We start from the raw sequence: 18,266 nt of genomic DNA, 5'->3' as shown, positions 1-18,266 counted from the left end.
CCACGGTCTGTACTGCTGCTAACAGTCAGAAGCTGGCTTTTGGTCCCACCCACCCCTTCGAGTCTTACCATACAAGCTGGCTTGCCTGCGATCTGGCGCGGAGCGGCAGTGAAACCGCATACCTCGGTTGTGTCAGGCAAACTCAATGTCCAGGGTTCGCTGTCGCTTCGCAACAGATCGTAGGCAAGCCAACTCCCACGGCCTTCGGCCAGAGCCGAACTGCGACCAACCTCAGAACTTCAACGGCACCCGCCCTGAGTTCGAGCTCAGCGTGCCGCTGCTTTCGCGCACGACTTCTTTCGGCTTGTACGCGCAATAACCAGGGCGCGGGCCGATGCGTGGGTGATTGCGGCACGTGTCCGGACGCTTGTCGTAGATGGTGCACAGGCGGCTCTTGCGATCCAGATACAGGCAGTCATTGTTGCTCATGCGCTGCAGCGTGAAGATCCCCGACTTCTGGTTAAAGCGCTCGACAATGCCTTCCTTCTGCAAACGCTTGGCGATGTTCTTCGGGTTATCGCCCTGCTCGAACTCGTCCACGATGCCGATGCGGATCAGGTCCTTGATCTTCGCTTCCACAGGCAGGGTGCAGCAGCTGGATACGCAGCCCCCGCACATGTGGCTGGAATATTTCTGCCAGGTTTCGAGACGGTCGATTTCGGCGGCGGCGATCAAAGTGGGCTTCATGAGCGTGAGGTTCCGGGTGTATCGGGCGCGCGATCATACCGGGCCGCGGGCATTTCCCCTACCGCAATTTGATCGGCGCGACTGTCGGCAAACCGCCCGCCGCTGCCACGACTTGGCAACACAGGCCGAGTAGCTTAGGTGGCCAAGCGAACGAGTCCGAAACGGGGGTGGCTCATGCAACAGGCACAGCACGTGGTCAATGAGGTCTTCGATCTGTACCTGCAACGTGGCAGCGACGATTACATCGGCGAGCCGGTGTCGCAGATCGAGCACATGTCCCAATCTGCGCAACTGGCGCTGGGCGAGGGTTACGATGACGAAGTGGTGCTGGCGGCGTTCTTTCACGACATTGGCCACATCTGCGATCACGATCTGGACGCGTCGAGCATGGGCGGCTATGGCGTGGGGAGCCACGAGCGTGTTGGCGCCGATTACCTGCGCAAATGCGGGTTCAGCGAGCGGGTCGCCAAGCTGGTGGAATACCACGTTCAAGCCAAGCGCTACCTGACTCTGCGTCAGCCGGGTTACTACGCACAACTCAGCGAAGCGAGCCGCCGCACGCTGGAATACCAAGGTGGCGTGATGAGCGAGGCCGAGGCGACCGCCTTCGAACAAGACCCATTGTGTAATGTGAGCCTGCGGATGCGGCAGTGGGACGAGAGGGCAAAAGAGATGAATGTGCCGGTGATCGATCTGAAAATCCTGAAGGAAAAGGCGCTGGCGCTGCTGGTTGATGCTTGAGTGATTGATGCGGCCCTCTGTAGGAGCGAATTCATTCGCGATTGGCCGGTACAACCGCGAGATATCTATCGGATGTAAGATTTTTCGCGAATGAATTCGCTCCCACAGGGTTTCGGTGACGTCAGGACCCCGGGCACCCGTTCTCAACAGGTTGGGTCAGCGAATTACTACTACGGCTAGGCCTTCAACCTGCTCCTGCCGCTCCGCCTGATTGAGCTTCGCATGCGGATTCAGCGACGACCATTGCGGATGGGCCCGTGCTTTGCGCAGCGCGTCCGGCAGTTTGCCTTCGCGCCAGGATTTGTCCTGAGGCGCATCCAGTCTGATGCTGTCCATCGCTGCGTGGCCCCGCGCCTCCAGCGCCAGCAGCAGTTGCCGTTGACGCAGAGCCAGCAGTCGCAGCACCGCGTCATCTACCGTCAGTTCCCGTTGGCCCTTGAGTTTGCCCAGCAAGCGCCCGCCATAACTGCGCGCCGTCTGCAGGGCGCCTCCGGCAATCGCCCCGACCAACGCCGCCGCACCCAGCGTGATGCCCCCGACCAGCAGGTCTACGCCTGCGCCCGCCGCTGCACCCGCCGCGATGCCACTGCCAACCCGCACCCCCAACAGCTTCAGGGTTTCCGGGTTGAACAAGTCATCGCCCCAACGCCCGTCGAGCAACGGCAGATCACTGGCCGAGGCGTCCTCGCGACGAAACGCATAAAGCTTCAGCAGCGCCTCGACGCAACGTTGCTCGCGCTGGCGGACTGACTGGCGAAGGTCGTCAATGGCGGCCTGCACGTAATCAGCCTCTGTCGAGACGCTGCGCCGACAGGCCGCGCAGTCGATCAATAACTCGGCGATCAGACGCGCGGCGCTGTGGCGACGAAGCTCGCGTTGAGCCTGTTGATCCGTGATCAGCCGCTCCAGTTGTGGGCGCGAATTTTCCAGCAGCAGAGCCAGACTTTCATACAGCCGCCGCTCGCCGTCTTCCGGGGGCGCCACGCTGTCGAAACGCACCAAAGCATGAAGGCCCAGCCGGGCTAGGGCTTCGCGCCAATCCGGCTCACGATGCTGCGAACTGCTGACGAAATTCAGCACCGGCAACAGCGGTTTGCCGCAGCTGGCCAAGACTGCCAGTTCATCACGGTACTTAGCGAGGACCGGTTCGCGAGCGTCGATCACATAAAGCCCCGCGTCCGACGCCAGCAACTGGCGCAACACCTTGGCTTCCTGTTCGAAGCGCTGTCGGGCTTCGCTCCCTTCGAGAAATCGGGCCAATCGCGCAGGGCCGTCGAGGCGTTCGCCGGGGCGATCCAGGCGCTCCAGAAAGTCGAGCAGGGCGATGGCGTCTTCCAGGCCAGGTGTGTCGTACAGCTCCAGCAACGCTTCGCCGTCCACCGACAAGCGCGCCCCTTCCACGTGCCGCGTAGTGCTGGGGCGATGGGATACCTCGCCAAAGCCGACGTCGCGGGTCAGGGTCCGCAGCAGTGAAGTCTTGCCGACGTTAGTGTGCCCGACCACGGCCAGTTTCAGCGGGCGCGCTTTTGATCCTTCAGTCATGTCCGGTCTCCAGCCAATTCAGTGGCGCGCTGTCGGTCCACGTCAGCTCCAGCTGTCCCAGCGCGACATGCCAGTCGCCCAACCGGTCGGCGTCCAGCGTTTCACCGTCGGGCGCGGGCAGCAGCCAGACTCGCGTGGCCGTCGCGCAGCGTGCTAGCTCGGCGATGAGCGCAAGGCTGCCACGATCAGGCGAGCGGCGGGGATCGCAGGCAATCACCAGGCGTGCAGGCGGGTAGCGGGTCAGTTGGTCAAGCAGGTTGCGGCGGGATTCGCGGCTGTCGAGGACGCCTGCGTCGGCCACGTTTTCGGGCAGCGTCGGCGGCCAGAGGCGTTGATCATCCAGCTCGATGGCGACCAGCAACGCGCCCTCGCTGTCAGTGACCGAAGGGCCGGGTTGCACCGAGTGCAACGAGGCGGGCGCGGCGTCGTTAATCCCGAGGCGCTCACTGCTCGGCATCAAGCGCTCGCGCAGCTCGGCAAAACCCGGCTCGCTCAGGTCCAGCGCCAATTGCTTGCGACCTGCACGCCAGCGCCCATAGCAGAACAGGGCCAGCAGCAGACGCGGCGCAATGCCATAAACAACGAGTACACCCACCAGCCAAGCTGCCCAGGCCTGTCGGGCGTTCTCGATCACCAGCGCACTGTCGCCGCTGGCGCGGATCATGTCCTCGGTCGGTACGCTGAAACCCAGCATCGACGGCAGCGTACCGAGACTTTGAGTGAGATTGACGAACGTATCGCTGCCGAGAATCGTGGTTTCCCAGACAAACCCGTAGCGCCGGGTCGCCATCAGCAACAGCAGTAAAGTGAGAGCACTGAGCAGGGCCAGCAGCCAGAGCCCGTTGACGCAGGCGCCAAGCAGCCAGCGATTCAGTCGTTTGCGTTGCAATAGCAGGATCAGGGCGGGGGCCAGTTGCGCCGCTTGAGCATCGCGGGCGAGTTTTTCGCTGAGCCACCACCAAAGCCTTCCGAGGCTGGCCGCGCTTTCCCCAGCGAACAACAGGCCCAGCAGCCAGCTGATCAACAGAATCAGGTTCACGCCCAACAGACTGCCCAGGGCCCAGAACACGTTGACTGGGGCTTGGCCGTTGCCCAGCGCTGCGAACGCCAGGCCGGCCCCGCTGATCACCGCGAAAATGGCCAACACGATCAGCGACAGTCGCGCGCCCTGTTTCCAGTGGCGCAGCGCTGCAAGCATGCCGTCGCGCTCGGCCAGCCAGCGGGCTCGGTGTTTGATGCGGGTCAACAAGTCGCCCCCTGTCACGCGGGCGCGGCGATTGGCTTCGTCGTCATCGAGCGGGCCTGCGTGTTGCTCGCGCAGGCGCACCGCTTCGGTCAGCCAGAGTTCATCGAGTGGGGTCAGTGCAGTCACACGGCGTCTCGTTGGTGAAATCAGAAGTGAGCATAACCGCTGCGGCAGACTCGCGCAGGGTCGCAGGGTGTGCGGGATATGACCGCAGCATTGTCGATGTGGCAGCACGACTATCAGCGCACGATTTTGCGATGCCCTCTGCTATCCTCGCCGCCATGAAAAAACATCTCCCCCTCAGCCTGATTGCCGCCCTCGGTGAAAACCGGGTCATCGGCGTCGACAATTCCATGCCCTGGCATTTGCCGGGGGATTTCAAATATTTCAAGGCCACCACGCTGGGCAAGCCGATCATCATGGGGCGCAAGACTTGGGATTCGCTGGGCCGTCCGTTGCCGGGCCGGTTGAACATCGTGGTGACCCGCCAGGCCGACCTTCAATTGGAAGGCGCCGAAGTGTTTACCTCACTGGGCGCCGCCGTTGAGCGTGCCGAAGCGTGGGCGACGGAGCAGGGTGTGAGCGAAGTCATGTTGATTGGCGGCGCACAGCTGTATGAGCAAGGGCTGGCGCAGGCAGATCGTCTGTACCTGACTCGCGTGGCATTGAGCCCTGAAGGGGATGCGTGGTTTCCGGAGTTCGATCAGGCGCAGTGGCAGCTGGTTTCCAACGCGGAAAACCCGGCTGTGGATGAGAAGCCTGCGTACAGCTTTGAGGTGTGGGAGCGAAGGTAGAACCAATCCTGCGCCTGCCACCCATCCAAACTGTGGGAGCGAATTCATTCGCGAAAAATGGATCAGTCGACAAAGGTGTGCCTACCTGAACGCCGATTCGCGAATGAATTCGCTCCCACAGGTTTACGTCGCCATTGCCAACAGGCTTGTAACAAATATGTCGCTTTTGCGTCATCTGTCGTGATCGGCAATGAACATGACGCCATCAGAACGCGCACCGTCGCTGACGCATTAAAACAGTCATTACTTTTTGTTACGGTCCAGCCTCGGATTTCTAAAGGGGAGGATACCGTTATGAAGCTCGCACCAAAATTGTTGGCCGCTGCGGTCTGTCTGGGCCTTGCCGGTCAGGCGTTTTCGACGGAATTGAAGCACTGGCCGGAGCCTGCTGCCAAACAGCTGGATGCCATGATCGCGGCGAATGCCAACAAGGGCAATTTCGCGGTGTTCGACATGGACAACACCAGCTACCGCTACGACCTGGAAGAGTCGCTGCTGCCGTATCTGGAAAACAAAGGTCTGCTGACCCGCGAAAAGCTCGACCCTTCCCTCAAGCTGATCCCGTTCAAGGACACCGCTGAACACAAGGAAAGCCTGTTCAGCTACTACTATCGCCTCTGCGAAATCGACGACATGGTCTGCTACCCGTGGGTCGCGCAGGTGTTCTCCGGCTTCACGCTCAAAGAGCTCAAAGGCTACGTCGATGAGCTGATGGCCTCGGGCAAGCCGGTACCGAGCACCTATTACGAAGGCGATGTGGTCAAGACCATCGACGTGCAGCCGCCGAAGGTCTTCACGGGCCAGGCCGAGCTGTACAACAAGCTGATGGAGAACGGCATCGAGGTCTACGTGATGACCGCTGCGTCCGAGGAACTGGTGCGCATGGTCGCGGCTGATCCGAAGTACGGCTACAACGTCAAACCGCAGAACGTCATCGGCGTGACCACGCTGCTGAAGAACCGCGAGACCGGCGAGCTGACCACCGCACGCAAGCAGATCACGGCAGGCAAGTACGACGAAAAGGCCAACCTCAATCTTGAGCTGACGCCGTACTTGTGGACCCCCGCGACCTGGATGGCGGGCAAGCAGGCGGCGATCCTGACCTACATCGATCAATGGAAAAAACCCGTGCTGGTGGGTGGCGATACCCCGAGCAGCGACGGCTACATGCTGTTTCACAGCGTCGATGTGGCCAAGGGCGGCGTGCACTTGTGGGTCAACCGCAAGGACAAATACATGACCCAGCTCAACGGCATGATGAAGTCCAACGCCGAGGCGCAGGCCAAGGAAGGGTTGCCGGTGACGGCGGACAAGAACTGGGTGATCGTCAAGCCGGATGAGATTCAGTAAGGCATCGAGACCGGTGGACTAACCCTGTGGGAGCGAATTTATTCGCGAGAGGCCCGTACATCCGACGCATATCGGTTGAATGTACCGTCGCATCGCGAATGAATTCGCTCCCGCAGGAAGATGTGCCGCCGGGTTGACCGGTGCGCCCCCTCAAACCCTCGGCAAATCCAGTATTGCTTCCAGCCCGCCGCTCTCCCGATTGCGCAGTTGCAACCGCCCTTCATGGGCCGCCGCCACGGTGTGAGCGATGCTCAGTCCCAGCCCATACCCGCCGGTGCCCGCATTGCGCGAACTTTCCAGCCGGAAAAACGGCTCCACCACCTGCTCCAGCTGATCCTCAGGAATCCCCGGCCCCTGATCGGCGATCACGATGCGCAGCCGCTCGGGCTGGTCTTCGATAAAAATATCCGCCTGATGGCCATAGCGAATGGCGTTCTCCAACAGGTTCTGCACACAGCGCTTCAAACTTCGCGAGTAAGCAGGCAACGGCTCCAGCGCCGTGCCGTGCAATGCGACCTGCGCGTTCATGTCCTGAAAGTCGGCCTGCAAACTTTGCAACAGCGCATTGATGTCCACGCTCTGCCGAGGCTCGTTGACCTCGCCGCTGCTGACGAACTCCAGGGTCGAGGCGACCATGTTTTCCATGTCCTCTAGATCCTTGCGAAAGCGTTCCTTGGCCTGTTCGTCGGCCAGCATTTCGGTGCGCAGACGCAGGCGTGTGATCGGCGAACGCAGGTCGTGAGAGATCGCCGCCAGAAAACGCGTGCGCTCGCGCAGGTTGTTGATCAGCCGCTGTTGCATGCTGTTGAACGCCTTGGCGGCACGGCGGACTTCCAGCGGACCATTCAGCGCCAGAGGGGGGCGCTTGATGTCGGCGCCCAGTGCCTGCGCCGCCTGAGTCAGTTCAGTGAGGGGGCGGATGGCCAGGCGCACCGCCAACAGCACGACAATCGCCAGCAGGATGATCCGCACCAGATATATCCTGAGGAAGTAATCGAACATCACTTGTACCGGCGTCAGGCTGGTCCAGCCTTGATCCTCCCGCGCACGAACCTGCAACCAGCGGCCGTCCGGCAAATGCACTTCGATGTTGAACATGCCCGCCGCAGGGCTTGAACCGAACAGCGTGCTCATGCCCGCTGCATGGCCCTGATCGTCCAGCAACGACAAATGCAGCAGGCGCAGGTCGCTGAAAATTCCGGTGCGCTGTTCAATCACATTGTTCAGCAGGCGCTCGGTGGCTTCATCCGCGCTGCTGAGCTTTTCCGTGCGCGGGGTCGGCGCTTCGATGAACTGCAAGCGGAAATCCGGCGTATTGAGATGACCGATGAAGCCATTGGTGTGCGTCGGCTCGATGTGAATGACCCGCACGATATCGGCCAGACGGCTGGCGATCAGGCGCGTGGGGATTTCCAGCACCTGACTGTGGCGCACGTCGTACCAGATGCTGCTGGTAGCGATCTGCGCGGCGATCATGCCGCTGACCAGAATGATGACCAGTCGCCCGTACAGCGTTCGCGGCCATAGCCTCACGAAGCGGCTGCCACGTCGGTGGCGGTGAGCATGTAACCCTCGTTGCGCACAGTCTTGATCAGTCGGGCGTCCAGTTGCTGGCGCAGGCGGCTGACGCACACATCGATGGAGCGGTCGAACGGGGTGCTGTTTTTCTCGAACACGTGGTTAAGCAAAAAGTCCCGGCTCAGTGGGCGATTCGGGTGTTGCAGCAGCAGGCGCAGCACGCGGTAGTCGGAGTTGCCGAGGCTGATCACCAGCCCCTCGGGCGAGAGCACCTGGCGTGCGCGGGTGTCGAGTTTCCAGCCGTCGAACATCACGTAGGGCGTTTCATCGACCCGCGCCCGTTCAGGAAAACTCTGCACCCGGCGCAGCACCACTTTAATCCGCACCAGCAATTCACGAGGGTCGAACGGTTTGGGCAGGTAATCGTCGGCGCCGATTTCGAGGCCGACAATTCGGTCGATCAGGCTGCCCCGCGCCGTGAGCATGATCACCGGAATATTGGAGGTCGTGCGCAGTTCGCGGCACAGGCTCAGGCCGTCTTCGCCAGGCAGCATCAGGTCCAGCACGATGAGGTCGACGACGTTCAGCTCCAGGCGCCGACGCATTTCCTTGCCATCGCAGGCGGTGGACGTCTGATAGCCCGCATCGCGCAGGTACTCGGCGAGCAGTTGGCGGATTTCGGGATCGTCATCGACGATCAACACGTGATCTTGCTTGGACATAAGGGACGTCGTGCCTGTGTCTGTAGCGCGGTGAAGTGGCAGCCCTGCCGAAAGTCCGCTCCGCGCTGCGCAGCCGAAACGCGTCGGAGGGAAGCGTCGGCTGCCGGCCGGGGCAAATGTAATGGAATGTTGTGTACGGCGTTTTCCTGCACCGCCAATACAAAGTCGGGCCGTCCTGGACCGGGCGGCTCTTTAAACTGGTCGGTGTAAATGCGAGTCATTGTAATCTGGAGACGTGCGTGTTCAAACCTTTCTCGATGCGGGCGGCCATTGCGCTGGTCCTGCTGCTGGGCGCCTCCCTGGGCCAGGCATCCATGGCTTCGGCCAAAGAAGTCACCGACGTGTTGGGCCGTAAGGTCGAGGTGTCCGACCATGTTCAACGCGTGGTACTGGGCGAAGGCCGGTTGATTTCGGTGTTCGCGCTGCTCGACCGTGACGCGCCGTTCAAGCGCATCGTGGGCTGGCAGGCTGACCTGAAAAAGCTCGACCCCAACACCTATAACGCTTATGCCGCTAAATTTCCTGAAGTCAGCAAGATCCCTCTGATCGGCCAGGCGTCGGAGCAGAGCGTCAGCGCCGAGGAAATCCTCAGCCTGAAACCCGACCTGGCGGTGTTCAGCATTTCCGGGCACGGCCCGACCGAACACAGCCCGGTGGCTGACACCCTGGCGGCAGCAGGGATTCCCGTTCTGTTCGTCGATTTTCGTATCAAGCCCGTCGAGGGCACCCGCACTAGCATGATGGCGCTGGGCCGTGCGCTGGGGCGCGATAAGGAGGCGGCGGCTTACGTCGATTTCTATGATCGGCACCTCAGGCGTGTGATCGACACCGTGGGCAATGTCGATGACAGCCAGCGCCCGAGTGTTTTCCTCGAACTGCTGGCAGGTGCGTGGCAGGCGCCGGGGCACACCACCGGCAAGAGCGGCATGGGTGAAGTGATCAAGCTGGTCGGTGGTCGCAACATCGCGGAAGGCGTGGTGCCTGGCGCGTTGGGTGACGTCAGCGTCGAGTTCGCGCTGAAGGCCGACCCGGACGTGTACGTCGCCACCGGCAACCACGAACCGGGCCTGTTGCTGGGCGCAGGCGTTCAACAAGCCCCGGCTCAAGCGGCCTTCGATAAAGTGCTGGCCCGCCCCGAGTTCAAGGACCTGCGCCCGATTCGTGACGGTCAGGCCCATGGCTTGTGGCACGACTTCTACAACTCGCCGTACAACATTCTCGCCATCGAGGCCTTGGCCAAATGGATCAACCCAGGCAAGTTCACGGCGCTTGATCCACAGCAGACGATGGCCGAGATGAACGCGCAGTTCCTTGATACGCCGCTGTCTGGCCAGTACTGGATCGACCAACAGAAGTGAACGCCCAAGCGCACTCCTTGCCCGACACTGGTCCGGCAGGCCTTGAAGCCGCCAGTCAGGGCTATCGCCGCTTACTGGCGCGCCGTTGCTGGCTGCTGGCGATTCTCGTGATTCTGCTGCTGTTCGCCGTGCTGATCGACCTCACCACCGGCCCCTCCGGCATGGGCCTCGGCACGTTGATCGACGGCATGCTGCACCCCGAACACCTGGCGATTACCGACCGTATCATCATCTGGAACGTGCGCTTGCCGTACGCGCTGATGGCCGTGCTGGTGGGCTGCGCGCTGTCATTGGCGGGGGCCGAGATGCAGGCGATCCTCAACAATCCGCTGGCCAGCCCTTTCACGCTGGGCGTGTCATCGGCGGCGGCGTTGGGTGCGTCGCTGGTGATTGTGTTTCCAGTGTCGGTCAGCTGGCTGTCGGGCAATGCGGCGGTGTCGTTGTCGGCGTTTGTGTTCGCCTGCGCCTCGGTCTTTCTGCTGCAAGCCATGTCGCGGCTGCGCGGGGCGGGGGTCGAAAGTCTGGTGCTGTTCGGCATCGCGCTGGTGTTCAGCTGCAACGCACTGGTGGCGCTGCTGCAACTGGTCGCCACCGAAGACGTGTTGCAACAGTTGGTGTTCTGGAGCCTCGGCAGCGTCGCCCGCGCCAATTGGGACAAGCTCGGCATTCTGGCGCTGGTGCTGCTCGTCGTGATGCCGATGTCCTTCGCCGCCTCGTCGCGCATGACTTTACTGCGCATGGGTGAGGATCGCGCCCAGAGCTTTGGCATCGACGTGCGACGTCTGCGTCTGTTTTCCCTGCTGCGCATCAGCCTGTTGTCAGCCACTGCCGTGGCGTTTGTAGGCACCATCGGATTCATCGGTCTGGTCGGTCCGCATATCGCGCGGATTCTCGTAGGTGAAGACCAACGTTTTCTGCTGCCCGCGAGTGCGATTGTCGGGGCCTTGCTGCTGTCGCTGTCGTCCATCGCCAGCAAGCTGATCATGCCCGGCGTCATCGTGCCGGTGGGGATCGTAACGGCCTTGGTCGGCGTGCCGATCTTCGTGGTGCTGGTGTTCAAGCGCGGGAGGCAACTGTGAGCGGGTTGAGCGTGCGCGATGCGCATGTCAGTTATGGTCGGCGTCAGGTGGTGCGCGGTTTGTCGCTGCCGGAGCTGGAACCGGGGACCGTCACGGCGCTGATCGGCCCGAACGGCGCGGGAAAATCCACGCTGCTGCGGGCCATCGCAGGGCTGGAAAAGATGCACGGCGACGTCAGTCTGCAAGGGCGTTCGCTGAATGACGCGTCCATTGCCGAACGTGCGCGACTCATCACTTACATGCCGCAGAACCTGCCGCCGGGCCTGTCATTGAGCGTCATGGAAAGCATCGTCGCGGCGCTGCGCGTGAGCACGTTCGACGGCATACCGTTGTCGAGCGAAGCCTGTTTGCGTGAGGCGTACAAGGCGTTGCAGAGGATTGGTATTACTCATCTGGCCGACAGCCTGCTGAACAGTCTTTCGGGTGGGCAGCGGCAGTTGGTGAGTCTCGCGCAACTCATCGCACGCAAGCCCAAGGTCATGCTGCTGGACGAACCGACGAGCGCGCTGGACCTCAATTACCAGCTCAAAGTGATGGCCTGCGTGCGCGATATGGTGCGGGAGCATCAGTTAATCGCGATAGTCGTGCTGCACGACATCAGCCTCGCGGCGCGGCATGCCGACCGGATTGCGGTGCTGCGCGATGGCGAGTTGTTCGCCCATGGCGCGGCGGAGGAGATTCTGACGCCGAGCCTGCTGGCGGAGGTGTATGGCGTGCGCGGGCGAGTGGAGCGCTGTTCGCAAGGCACGATTCAGGTGTTGGTGGATGGGGCGACGACGTAATAGCGATATTTCATTGTGGGAGCCGGCTTGCTGGCGAAAGCGGCGTGTCAGGCAACGGGGTCTTGTCTGATCGAATGCTTTCGCCAGCAAGCCGGCTCCCACAAGTTATGCGGTGATGCTGATACCTGACTAAAAAGCCCGGCATCACTGCCGGGCTTGTTGTTTGCTGCGTCAGGCGCCGATCACGGCACCAGCTTGTCCAGCAGCGCCTTGTCACGCACGGCGCCTTTGTCGGCACTCGTCGCCAGCAGGGCGTAGGCCTTGAGGGCGGTGGTCACTTTGCGCGGACGCGCTTCGACCGGTTTCCAGCCTTTCTTGTCTTGCTCGGCACGACGGGACGCCATTTCTTCGTCGGAGATCAACAGGTTGATCCCACGGTTCGGGATGTCGATCAGCACTTTGTCGCCATCACGCACCAGACCAATCGCGCCACCCGCTGCCGCTTCCGGCGAAGCGTGGCCGATGGACAGACCGGAAGTCCCGCCAGAGAAACGGCCGTCGGTCAGCAGTGCACAGGCTTTGCCCAAGCCTTTGGATTTCAGGTATGACGTCGGGTACAGCATTTCCTGCATGCCCGGGCCGCCTTTCGGGCCTTCGTAACGGATGATCACGATGTCGCCAGCCTTCACTTCGTCGGCGAGGATGCCGCGCACGGCGCTGTCCTGACTTTCGAAAATCTTCGCGTTGCCTTCGAACACGTGAATCGACTCATCCACACCGGCGGTTTTCACCACGCAGCCGTCCAGCGCGATGTTGCCGTACAGCACGGCCAGGCCGCCCTCTTGCGAGTAGGCGTGCTCCACGCTGCGGATGCAGCCGTTCTCGCGGTCGTCGTCCAGCGTGTCCCAGCGAGTCGACTGGCTGAACGCGGTTTGCGTCGGGATGCCAGCAGGACCGGCCTTGAAGAAGTGATGGACCGCTTCGTCGTCGGTCTGGGTGATGTCCCACTTGGCGATGGCTTCTTCCATCGACTTGGAGTGCACGGTCGGCAGGTCGGTGTGCAGCAGTCCGCCACGGGCCAGCGAACCCAGGATGCTGAAAATACCGCCAGCGCGGTGCACGTCTTCCATGTGGTACTTCTGGATGTTCGGCGCCACTTTGCACAGCTGCGGCACTTTGCGCGACAGGCGATCGATGTCGCGCAGGTCGAAGGCGATTTCGGCTTCCTGAGCGGCCGCCAGCAAGTGCAGGATGGTGTTGGTCGAACCACCCATCGCGATGTCCAGCGTCATGGCGTTTTCGAACGCTTTGAAGTTGGCGATGTTGCGCGGCAGCACCGAGTCATCGTTGTCGCGGTAGTAGGTTTTGCACAGCTCGACGATGGTGCGGCCAGCCTGCAGGAACAGCTGCTCGCGGTCGCTGTGAGTGGCCAGGGTCGAACCGTTGCCTGGCAGCGCGAGGCCCAGGGCTTCGGTCAGGCAGTTCATCGAGTTGGCGGTGAACATGCCGGAGCACGAACCGCAGGTCGGGCACGCACTGCGCTCGTATTCGGCGACTTTCTCGTCGGAGGCGCTGGAGTCGGCGGCGATGACCATCGCGTCAACCAGGTCCAGACCGTGGCTGGCGAGTTTGGTCTTGCCGGCTTCCATCGGGCCGCCAGAAACGAAGATCACCGGGATGTTCAGGCGCAGGGCGGCCATCAGCATGCCGGGGGTGATCTTGTCGCAGTTGGAGATGCAGACAATGGCGTCGGCGCAGTGGGCGTTGACCATGTACTCGACGGAGTCGGCGATGATCTCGCGGCTTGGCAGTGAATACAGCATACCGTCGTGGCCCATGGCGATGCCGTCATCCACCGCGATGGTGTTGAATTCCTTGGCCACGCCACCCGCTTTCTCGATCTCGCGGGCAACCAGTTGACCCAGGTCTTTCAGGTGCACGTGGCCCGGAACGAACTGGGTGAAGGAGTTGGCGATGGCAATGATCGGTTTCTTGAAGTCTTCGTCTTTCATGCCCGTTGCACGCCACAGGGCACGCGCGCCGGCCATGTTGCGACCGTGGGTAGACGTTTTCGAGCGGTAATCAGGCATTGGAGCACTCCGGGCGGCTAATCAGGTTCAGTAGGGGAGTGAGCTTCTCTTGGTCCATTGCAACGGCGACAGGTCGCTGCCGTTGCGGATGAGGTCGGTGACGCCACAGGATCGCTGCGCTTGACCGGAGCTCATAAACCCGCCGGGGGATGATTGGCGATGAATAGGCCGATTCTACACCGCTGGCGGCGGGATGGAATGGCGAGACCGATCAGGGGCGTCTGTATCAAGCTGTGTAGGACGTTTCTGAAACGGCTTTCGAGGGGTGTTTTCATTTGCCGAACCTCATTACTATCCCCGCGCCGCATGTGCGGTTGACGAGAAATACCCCAATGGACCACCCCAGTTCACGTTCATTTAGAACGCACAATCTGGCACCGACCGCAGCGGCGGCGGGCTTGCCTGTGAGCTGACGTGGTCGGCTTTCCGGGAGCCTGCGCGGCTGCCTGGAGAGACACATGACTATTTTTGACCTGACCCAACCGCTGTCCCCGCTCGATAAGCTGTCTGCCGCGGACATCGCGAATCATCTGCAAGCCCTGCCTCAGGACAAGCGCACCGAGGTGCTGGGGCGACTCAACACCCACGCAGCCGAGGAAGCCACCGAAGACTTCCACAAAGGCGCATTGATTTCCACGCCGCTGGGCAATCTCCGCGATGCCACCGCGGGATTCCTTTACCGCAAACGTGTGCTGTGGCTGGTGTTGCTGGTGTTTGGCAATCTGTTTTCAGGCGCAGGTATCGCTGTGTTCGAAGACGTGATCGCCGCCAACATCGTCCTGGTGTTCTTCCTGCCCCTGTTGGTGGACAGCGGTGGTAACGCAGGCTCGCAGTCGGCAACCCTGATGGTACGGGCCCTGGCCACTGGCGATGTGGTGATGAAGGACTGGCTGCGACTGCTGTGGCGTGAATGCTCGGTCGCGCTGGCCCTCGGGGTGACCATGGCCGTTGCCGTCGCGCTGTTGGGGGCGATGCGCGGTGGCTGGGAAATTTCCATGGTGGTGGCGAGCAGCATGCTGATCATCGTGTTGATCGGCAGCCTCATCGGGATGAGCCTGCCATTCATGTTCAGCCGCCTGCGCATGGACCCGGCTGTCGCTAGCGGACCGCTGATCACATCGATTGCCGATGCGGCGGGGGTGCTGGTGTATTTCGGGATTGCTTCGGTGATTTTGGGGCTTTGAGGGTGCTAGCAGGGGCCATCGTTCAGATGATGGCCCCATTCAAACGCTATAAACGTCAGCTGTTGGGCAACAGCCGGCACGTAATGCTCTTGATGTACCGCGTTTCCGGGATCGCCGGGTGGACCGGGTGATCCGGGCCTTGGCCGCCGCGTTCCAGCAGCTGGATGTTGCGGTCCAGGTGACGGGCGCTGGTCAGGAGGATGTTCTGCAGGTCGTCTTCCGGCAGGTGCATCGAGCAGGAGGCGCTGACCAGAATGCCGTCTTTGCTGAGCAGGCGCATGGCCTGTTCGTTCAAACGGCGATAGGCGCCTTCGCCGTTTTTCAGGTCTTTCTTACGTTTGATAAAGGCAGGTGGGTCGGCCACGATCACGTCGAAACGCTCTTCAGCAGCTTTCAGCTCTTTAAGGGCTTCAAACACGTCGCCTTCGATGCAGGTGACTTTCTCGGCAAAGCCGTTCAAGCCAGCGTTGCGCTCAACGCCATCGAGGGCGAAGCCCGACGCGTCAACGCAAAACACTTCGCTGGCGCCGAACGCACCCGCTTGCACGCCCCAGCCGCCGATGTAACTGAACAAATCCAGTACGCGCTTGCCTTTGACGTACGGCGCCAGGCGCGCGCGGTTCATGCGGTGGTCGTAGAACCAGCCGGTTTTCTGGCCTTCCATCACCGGCGCTTCGAATTTCACGCCGTTTTCTTCCAGCGCGACCCACTCCGGTACCAGCCCGAACGCCGTTTCTACATAGCGGTTCAGGCCTTCGGCGTCACGGGCGGCCGAATCGTTTTTCAGCAGAATGCCGCTCGGCTTGATCACTTGAATCAGCGCAGCCAGCACATCGTCCTTATGTTGCTCCATGGTGGCCGATGCCAATTGCACCACCAGAATGTCGCCGAAACGGTCAACCACCAGGCCTGGCAGCAGGTCGGAGTCGCCGTAGACCAAGCGATAGAACGGCTTGTCGAACAGGCGCTCGCGCAGGGACAGGCAGACCTTCAGGCGGTGTACCAGCAGGGATTTATCCAGTGGCAACTTGATGTCGCGAGACAGCAGCCGCGCGCAGATCAGGTTGTTCGGGCTCATGGCCACGATGCCGAGCGGCTTGCCGCCCGCCGCCTCAAGAATTGCTTGAGCGCCTGGAGCGAAGCCATTGAGCGGGGTGGCGGCAACGTCGATTTCGTTGCTGTAAATCCACAAATGACCGGCGCGCAGGCGACGGTCGGCGTTGGGCTTGAGGCGCAAGCTAGGCAGGGACATGACGTCGCTCCGGGGAAAAAAGAGCGGGATTATACCGCTGCGCGCTCGCTCGGGTGAATTTACCTGTAGGCGGTCTGTCGGGAGCGAAGAGTGTTTCAACGGTTGTCGAAGCATGGGCGGTAAGGGTTAGAATCGCCCCCTGACCTTGAGTGTGTACTTATGTCCCAAGAGCTTACTTCCGAGCAGATTCAGCAGGCGTTGCAAGGCATCAGCGTGCCGCCCCAGCCGCAAATCATGGTCGATTTGCAGATGGAGCAGTACATGCCCGACCCTGATCTGGGTGTGATCGCCCGGTTGATCGCACAGGACCCGGGGCTCTCCGGCGCCTTGCTTAAGATCGTCAACTCCCCTCACTACGGTCTCGCGAACAAAATCGCGTCGATTCAGCGTGCGGTGAACCTGCTGGGCAGCCGCTCGGTGATCAACCTGATCAACGCGCAGTCGATCAAGGGCGAGATGACCGACGAGACGATCGTGGTCCTCAATCGTTTCTGGGACACCGCCCAAGACGTCGCGATGACCAGTCTGACGCTGGCCAAGCGAATCGGGTCGCAAACTGTGGACGAATCCTACGCGCTCGGTCTGTTTCACGACTGCGGTGTGCCATTGATGCTTAAGCGCTTCCCCGAATACATGAATGTGCTGGAAGAGGCTTACGCCAAAGCGGGGCCGGACCGGCGCGTGGTCGATACGGAAAACCACATTCTCAACACGAACCATGCGGTTGTTGGCTATTTCACGGCCAAATCATGGCGTTTGCCTGAACATGTGAGCAATGCCATCGCTAATCACCACAATGCGCTGGCGATCTTCCAGGAAGAGTCGGGCCGCAATGCGCCGCTGAAGAACCTGCTGGCGATCCTGAAAATGGCCGAACACATTTGCTCATCGCATCGGGTCTTGGGTAATCAGGCGGTGGACCATGAGTGGAACAGCATTGGACACCTGGTTCTGGATTACGTGGGCCTGTCCGACTACGACTTCGAAAACCTCAAAGAAAGTATCCGAGAACTGAGCGCACACTGAGTTTGCGCGCTCGCGTTTCACCCGCCATCGAGCCGGCCCATGCCTGAATTACCTGAAGTCGAAACCACTCGTCGGGGCATCGCGCCCCATCTCGAAGGCCAGCGCGTCAGCCGCGTGATCGTGCGGGATCGCCGCCTGCGCTGGCCAATTCCGGAAGACCTGGACGTGCGGTTGTCTGGCCAGAAGATCGTGGTTGTCGAGCGGCGCGCCAAATACCTGCTGATCCAGGCCGAAGTCGGCACGTTGATCAGTCATTTGGGCATGTCCGGGAATTTGCGGCTGGTCGAGGCGGGGTTGCCTGCCCTCAAGCATGAGCATGTGGACATCGAGCTGGAGTCGGGGCTGGCGCTGCGTTACACCGACCCGCGGCGTTTCGGCGCGATGCTGTGGAGCCTCGACCCACACAACCATGAGTTGCTGATTCGGCTGGGGCCTGAGCCGTTGACCGATCTGTTCGACGGGTTGCGGTTGTATGAGCTGTCGCGTGGCCGTTCGATGGCGGTCAAGCCGTTCATCATGGACAACGCCGTGGTGGTGGGCGTGGGGAATATCTATGCGACTGAAGCCTTATTTGCGGCGGGCATCGATCCGCGGCGTGAGGCCAAGAGTATTTCAAAGGCCCGCTATATAAAGCTGGCGATTGAGATCAAGCGCATTCTCGCGGCGGCCATCGAACGCGGCGGCACTACGTTGCGTGACTTCATTGGTGGCGATGGGCAACCGGGGTATTTCCAGCAAGAGCTGTTCGCCTATGGCCGAGGCGAAGAGCCGTGCAAGGTCTGCGGGACGATCATGCGCGAGGTGAAGCTGGGGCAACGGGCAAGCGTGTTTTGCCCGAAATGTCAGAAGTAAAGTGAGACGGAAATTGTGAGCAGGGTCTGCATGGCCCCCTTGCTTAACCCCAATCCCTGTTTATAGTGAGCAGCATCACTCTTCCCGCTGTGCCTGAAGGATC

The 18,266-nt window shown here is 61.3% G+C and carries 16 protein-coding genes; 9 read left to right on the top strand and 7 right to left on the bottom strand.

The window, feature by feature from the left end:
* Positions 1–231: 231 nt before the first annotated feature.
* A complete protein-coding gene (locus ACIQAL_RS25760; RefSeq protein WP_341961318.1) occupies positions 232–687 on the bottom strand; it encodes a YkgJ family cysteine cluster protein in 456 nt (151 codons plus the stop codon).
* A gap of 174 nt (positions 688–861) precedes the next feature.
* On the opposite strand from ACIQAL_RS25760, the gene ACIQAL_RS25755 reads away from it, so the two are divergent.
* Complete coding sequence (locus ACIQAL_RS25755; RefSeq protein WP_401150397.1) at positions 862–1,428, top strand: phosphonate degradation HD-domain oxygenase; 567 nt, start codon at positions 862–864, stop codon at positions 1,426–1,428.
* A 156-nt stretch (positions 1,429–1,584) separates the two neighbouring features.
* Here the strand turns inward: ACIQAL_RS25755 and ACIQAL_RS25750 are convergent, their stop codons facing one another.
* Both ACIQAL_RS25750 and ACIQAL_RS25745 read right to left on the bottom strand, forming a co-directional pair.
* Complete coding sequence (locus ACIQAL_RS25750) at positions 1,585–2,970, bottom strand: DUF3482 domain-containing protein (protein ID WP_401150395.1); 1,386 nt, start codon at positions 2,968–2,970, stop codon at positions 1,585–1,587.
* A complete protein-coding gene (locus ACIQAL_RS25745; protein WP_401150394.1) occupies positions 2,963–4,342 on the bottom strand; it encodes a DUF2868 domain-containing protein in 1,380 nt (459 codons plus the stop codon). The genes ACIQAL_RS25750 and ACIQAL_RS25745 overlap by 8 nt, the downstream gene beginning before the upstream one ends.
* 155 nt (positions 4,343–4,497) lie before the next feature.
* On the opposite strand from ACIQAL_RS25745, the gene ACIQAL_RS25740 reads away from it, so the two are divergent.
* The gene (locus ACIQAL_RS25740; protein WP_401150412.1) at positions 4,498–5,010 is read left to right on the top strand and encodes a dihydrofolate reductase; all 513 of its coding nucleotides are present in this window, start codon (positions 4,498–4,500) and stop codon (positions 5,008–5,010) included.
* Between the two features lie 294 nt (positions 5,011–5,304).
* A complete protein-coding gene (locus ACIQAL_RS25735; protein ID WP_401150393.1) occupies positions 5,305–6,360 on the top strand; it encodes a haloacid dehalogenase-like hydrolase in 1,056 nt (351 codons plus the stop codon).
* Positions 6,361–6,510: 150 nt separating this feature from the next.
* Here ACIQAL_RS25735 and ACIQAL_RS25730 read toward each other — a convergent pair whose 3' ends face one another.
* Together ACIQAL_RS25730 and ACIQAL_RS25725 are read right to left on the bottom strand one after the other, a co-directional pair.
* On the bottom strand, positions 6,511–7,893 hold the full coding sequence (locus ACIQAL_RS25730; protein WP_401150392.1) for an ATP-binding protein: 1,383 nt from the start codon (positions 7,891–7,893) through the stop codon (positions 6,511–6,513).
* The gene (locus ACIQAL_RS25725; RefSeq protein ID WP_401150390.1) at positions 7,890–8,600 is read right to left on the bottom strand and encodes a response regulator; all 711 of its coding nucleotides are present in this window, start codon (positions 8,598–8,600) and stop codon (positions 7,890–7,892) included. The genes ACIQAL_RS25730 and ACIQAL_RS25725 overlap by 4 nt, the downstream gene beginning before the upstream one ends.
* Positions 8,601–8,857: 257 nt before the next feature.
* Between ACIQAL_RS25725 and ACIQAL_RS25720 the strand changes: the two genes are divergently transcribed.
* From ACIQAL_RS25720 to ACIQAL_RS25710, 3 genes are read left to right on the top strand one after another with little or no spacing between them, the layout of a single operon-like run.
* Complete coding sequence (locus tag ACIQAL_RS25720) at positions 8,858–9,958, top strand: ABC transporter substrate-binding protein (protein ID WP_401150410.1); 1,101 nt, start codon at positions 8,858–8,860, stop codon at positions 9,956–9,958.
* 17 nt (positions 9,959–9,975) lie between these two features.
* Positions 9,976–11,037, top strand: a complete 1,062-nt coding sequence (locus ACIQAL_RS25715; RefSeq protein ID WP_401150389.1) for a FecCD family ABC transporter permease — start codon at positions 9,976–9,978, stop codon at positions 11,035–11,037.
* Complete coding sequence (locus ACIQAL_RS25710; RefSeq protein WP_401150387.1) at positions 11,034–11,819, top strand: ABC transporter ATP-binding protein; 786 nt, start codon at positions 11,034–11,036, stop codon at positions 11,817–11,819. Before ACIQAL_RS25715 ends, ACIQAL_RS25710 begins: the two co-directional genes overlap by 4 nt.
* A gap of 182 nt (positions 11,820–12,001) precedes the next feature.
* Here the strand turns inward: ACIQAL_RS25710 and ilvD are convergent, their stop codons facing one another.
* A complete protein-coding gene (gene ilvD / locus ACIQAL_RS25705; protein ID WP_166595792.1) occupies positions 12,002–13,849 on the bottom strand; it encodes a dihydroxy-acid dehydratase in 1,848 nt (615 codons plus the stop codon).
* A gap of 458 nt (positions 13,850–14,307) precedes the next feature.
* Here ilvD and ACIQAL_RS25700 point away from each other — a divergent pair, with 458 nt between their 5' ends.
* Positions 14,308–15,033 carry a magnesium transporter gene (locus tag ACIQAL_RS25700; RefSeq protein WP_401150385.1) on the top strand — a complete coding sequence of 242 codons (726 nt, stop codon included), beginning with the start codon at positions 14,308–14,310 and terminating at the stop codon, positions 15,031–15,033.
* Positions 15,034–15,088: 55 nt separating this feature from the next.
* Here ACIQAL_RS25700 and ACIQAL_RS25695 read toward each other — a convergent pair whose 3' ends face one another.
* Positions 15,089–16,285, bottom strand: coding sequence for a class I SAM-dependent rRNA methyltransferase (locus ACIQAL_RS25695; protein WP_401150383.1), 1,197 nt, complete (start codon positions 16,283–16,285; stop codon positions 15,089–15,091).
* A 213-nt stretch (positions 16,286–16,498) separates the two neighbouring features.
* Between ACIQAL_RS25695 and ACIQAL_RS25690 the strand changes: the two genes are divergently transcribed.
* Positions 16,499–17,311: an HDOD domain-containing protein gene (locus ACIQAL_RS25690; protein WP_166595895.1), complete on the top strand. Its 813-nt coding sequence runs from the start codon at positions 16,499–16,501 to the stop codon at positions 17,309–17,311.
* A 39-nt stretch (positions 17,312–17,350) separates the two neighbouring features.
* Entirely contained in the window at positions 17,351–18,163 is an 813-nt protein-coding gene (gene mutM / locus ACIQAL_RS25685) for a bifunctional DNA-formamidopyrimidine glycosylase/DNA-(apurinic or apyrimidinic site) lyase (RefSeq protein WP_166595788.1), read from the top strand.
* Positions 18,164–18,266: the final 103 nt, after the last annotated feature.

The organism is Pseudomonas sp. NPDC088368 (assembly GCF_044753445.1).
In the GTDB taxonomy this organism is placed as follows: Bacteria; Pseudomonadota; Gammaproteobacteria; order Pseudomonadales; family Pseudomonadaceae; genus Aquipseudomonas; species Aquipseudomonas bambusae.
Note: the sequence above shows the minus strand (reverse complement) of the source record. Positions and strands in the feature narration are given on the sequence as shown.

Bases quoted from the DNA above. Each gene is read 5' to 3' on its own strand.
- ACIQAL_RS25695 (WP_401150383.1), bottom strand. From the start codon at position 16,285: ATGTCCCTGCCTAGCTTGCGCCTCAAGCCCAACGCCGACCGTCGCCTG.
- ACIQAL_RS25735 (WP_401150393.1), top strand. From the start codon at position 5,305: ATGAAGCTCGCACCAAAATTGTTGGCCGCTGCGGTCTGTCTGGGCCTT.
- ACIQAL_RS25720 (WP_401150410.1), top strand. From the start codon at position 8,858: ATGCGGGCGGCCATTGCGCTGGTCCTGCTGCTGGGCGCCTCCCTGGGC.
- ACIQAL_RS25740 (WP_401150412.1), top strand. From the start codon at position 4,498: ATGAAAAAACATCTCCCCCTCAGCCTGATTGCCGCCCTCGGTGAAAAC.
- ACIQAL_RS25755 (WP_401150397.1), top strand. From the start codon at position 862: ATGCAACAGGCACAGCACGTGGTCAATGAGGTCTTCGATCTGTACCTG.
- ACIQAL_RS25750 (WP_401150395.1), bottom strand. From the start codon at position 2,970: ATGACTGAAGGATCAAAAGCGCGCCCGCTGAAACTGGCCGTGGTCGGG.
- ACIQAL_RS25725 (WP_401150390.1), bottom strand. From the start codon at position 8,600: ATGTCCAAGCAAGATCACGTGTTGATCGTCGATGACGATCCCGAAATC.
- mutM (WP_166595788.1), top strand. From the start codon at position 17,351: ATGCCTGAATTACCTGAAGTCGAAACCACTCGTCGGGGCATCGCGCCC.
- ACIQAL_RS25700 (WP_401150385.1), top strand. From the start codon at position 14,308: ATGACTATTTTTGACCTGACCCAACCGCTGTCCCCGCTCGATAAGCTG.
- ACIQAL_RS25760 (WP_341961318.1), bottom strand. From the start codon at position 687: ATGAAGCCCACTTTGATCGCCGCCGCCGAAATCGACCGTCTCGAAACC.
- ilvD (WP_166595792.1), bottom strand. From the start codon at position 13,849: ATGCCTGATTACCGCTCGAAAACGTCTACCCACGGTCGCAACATGGCC.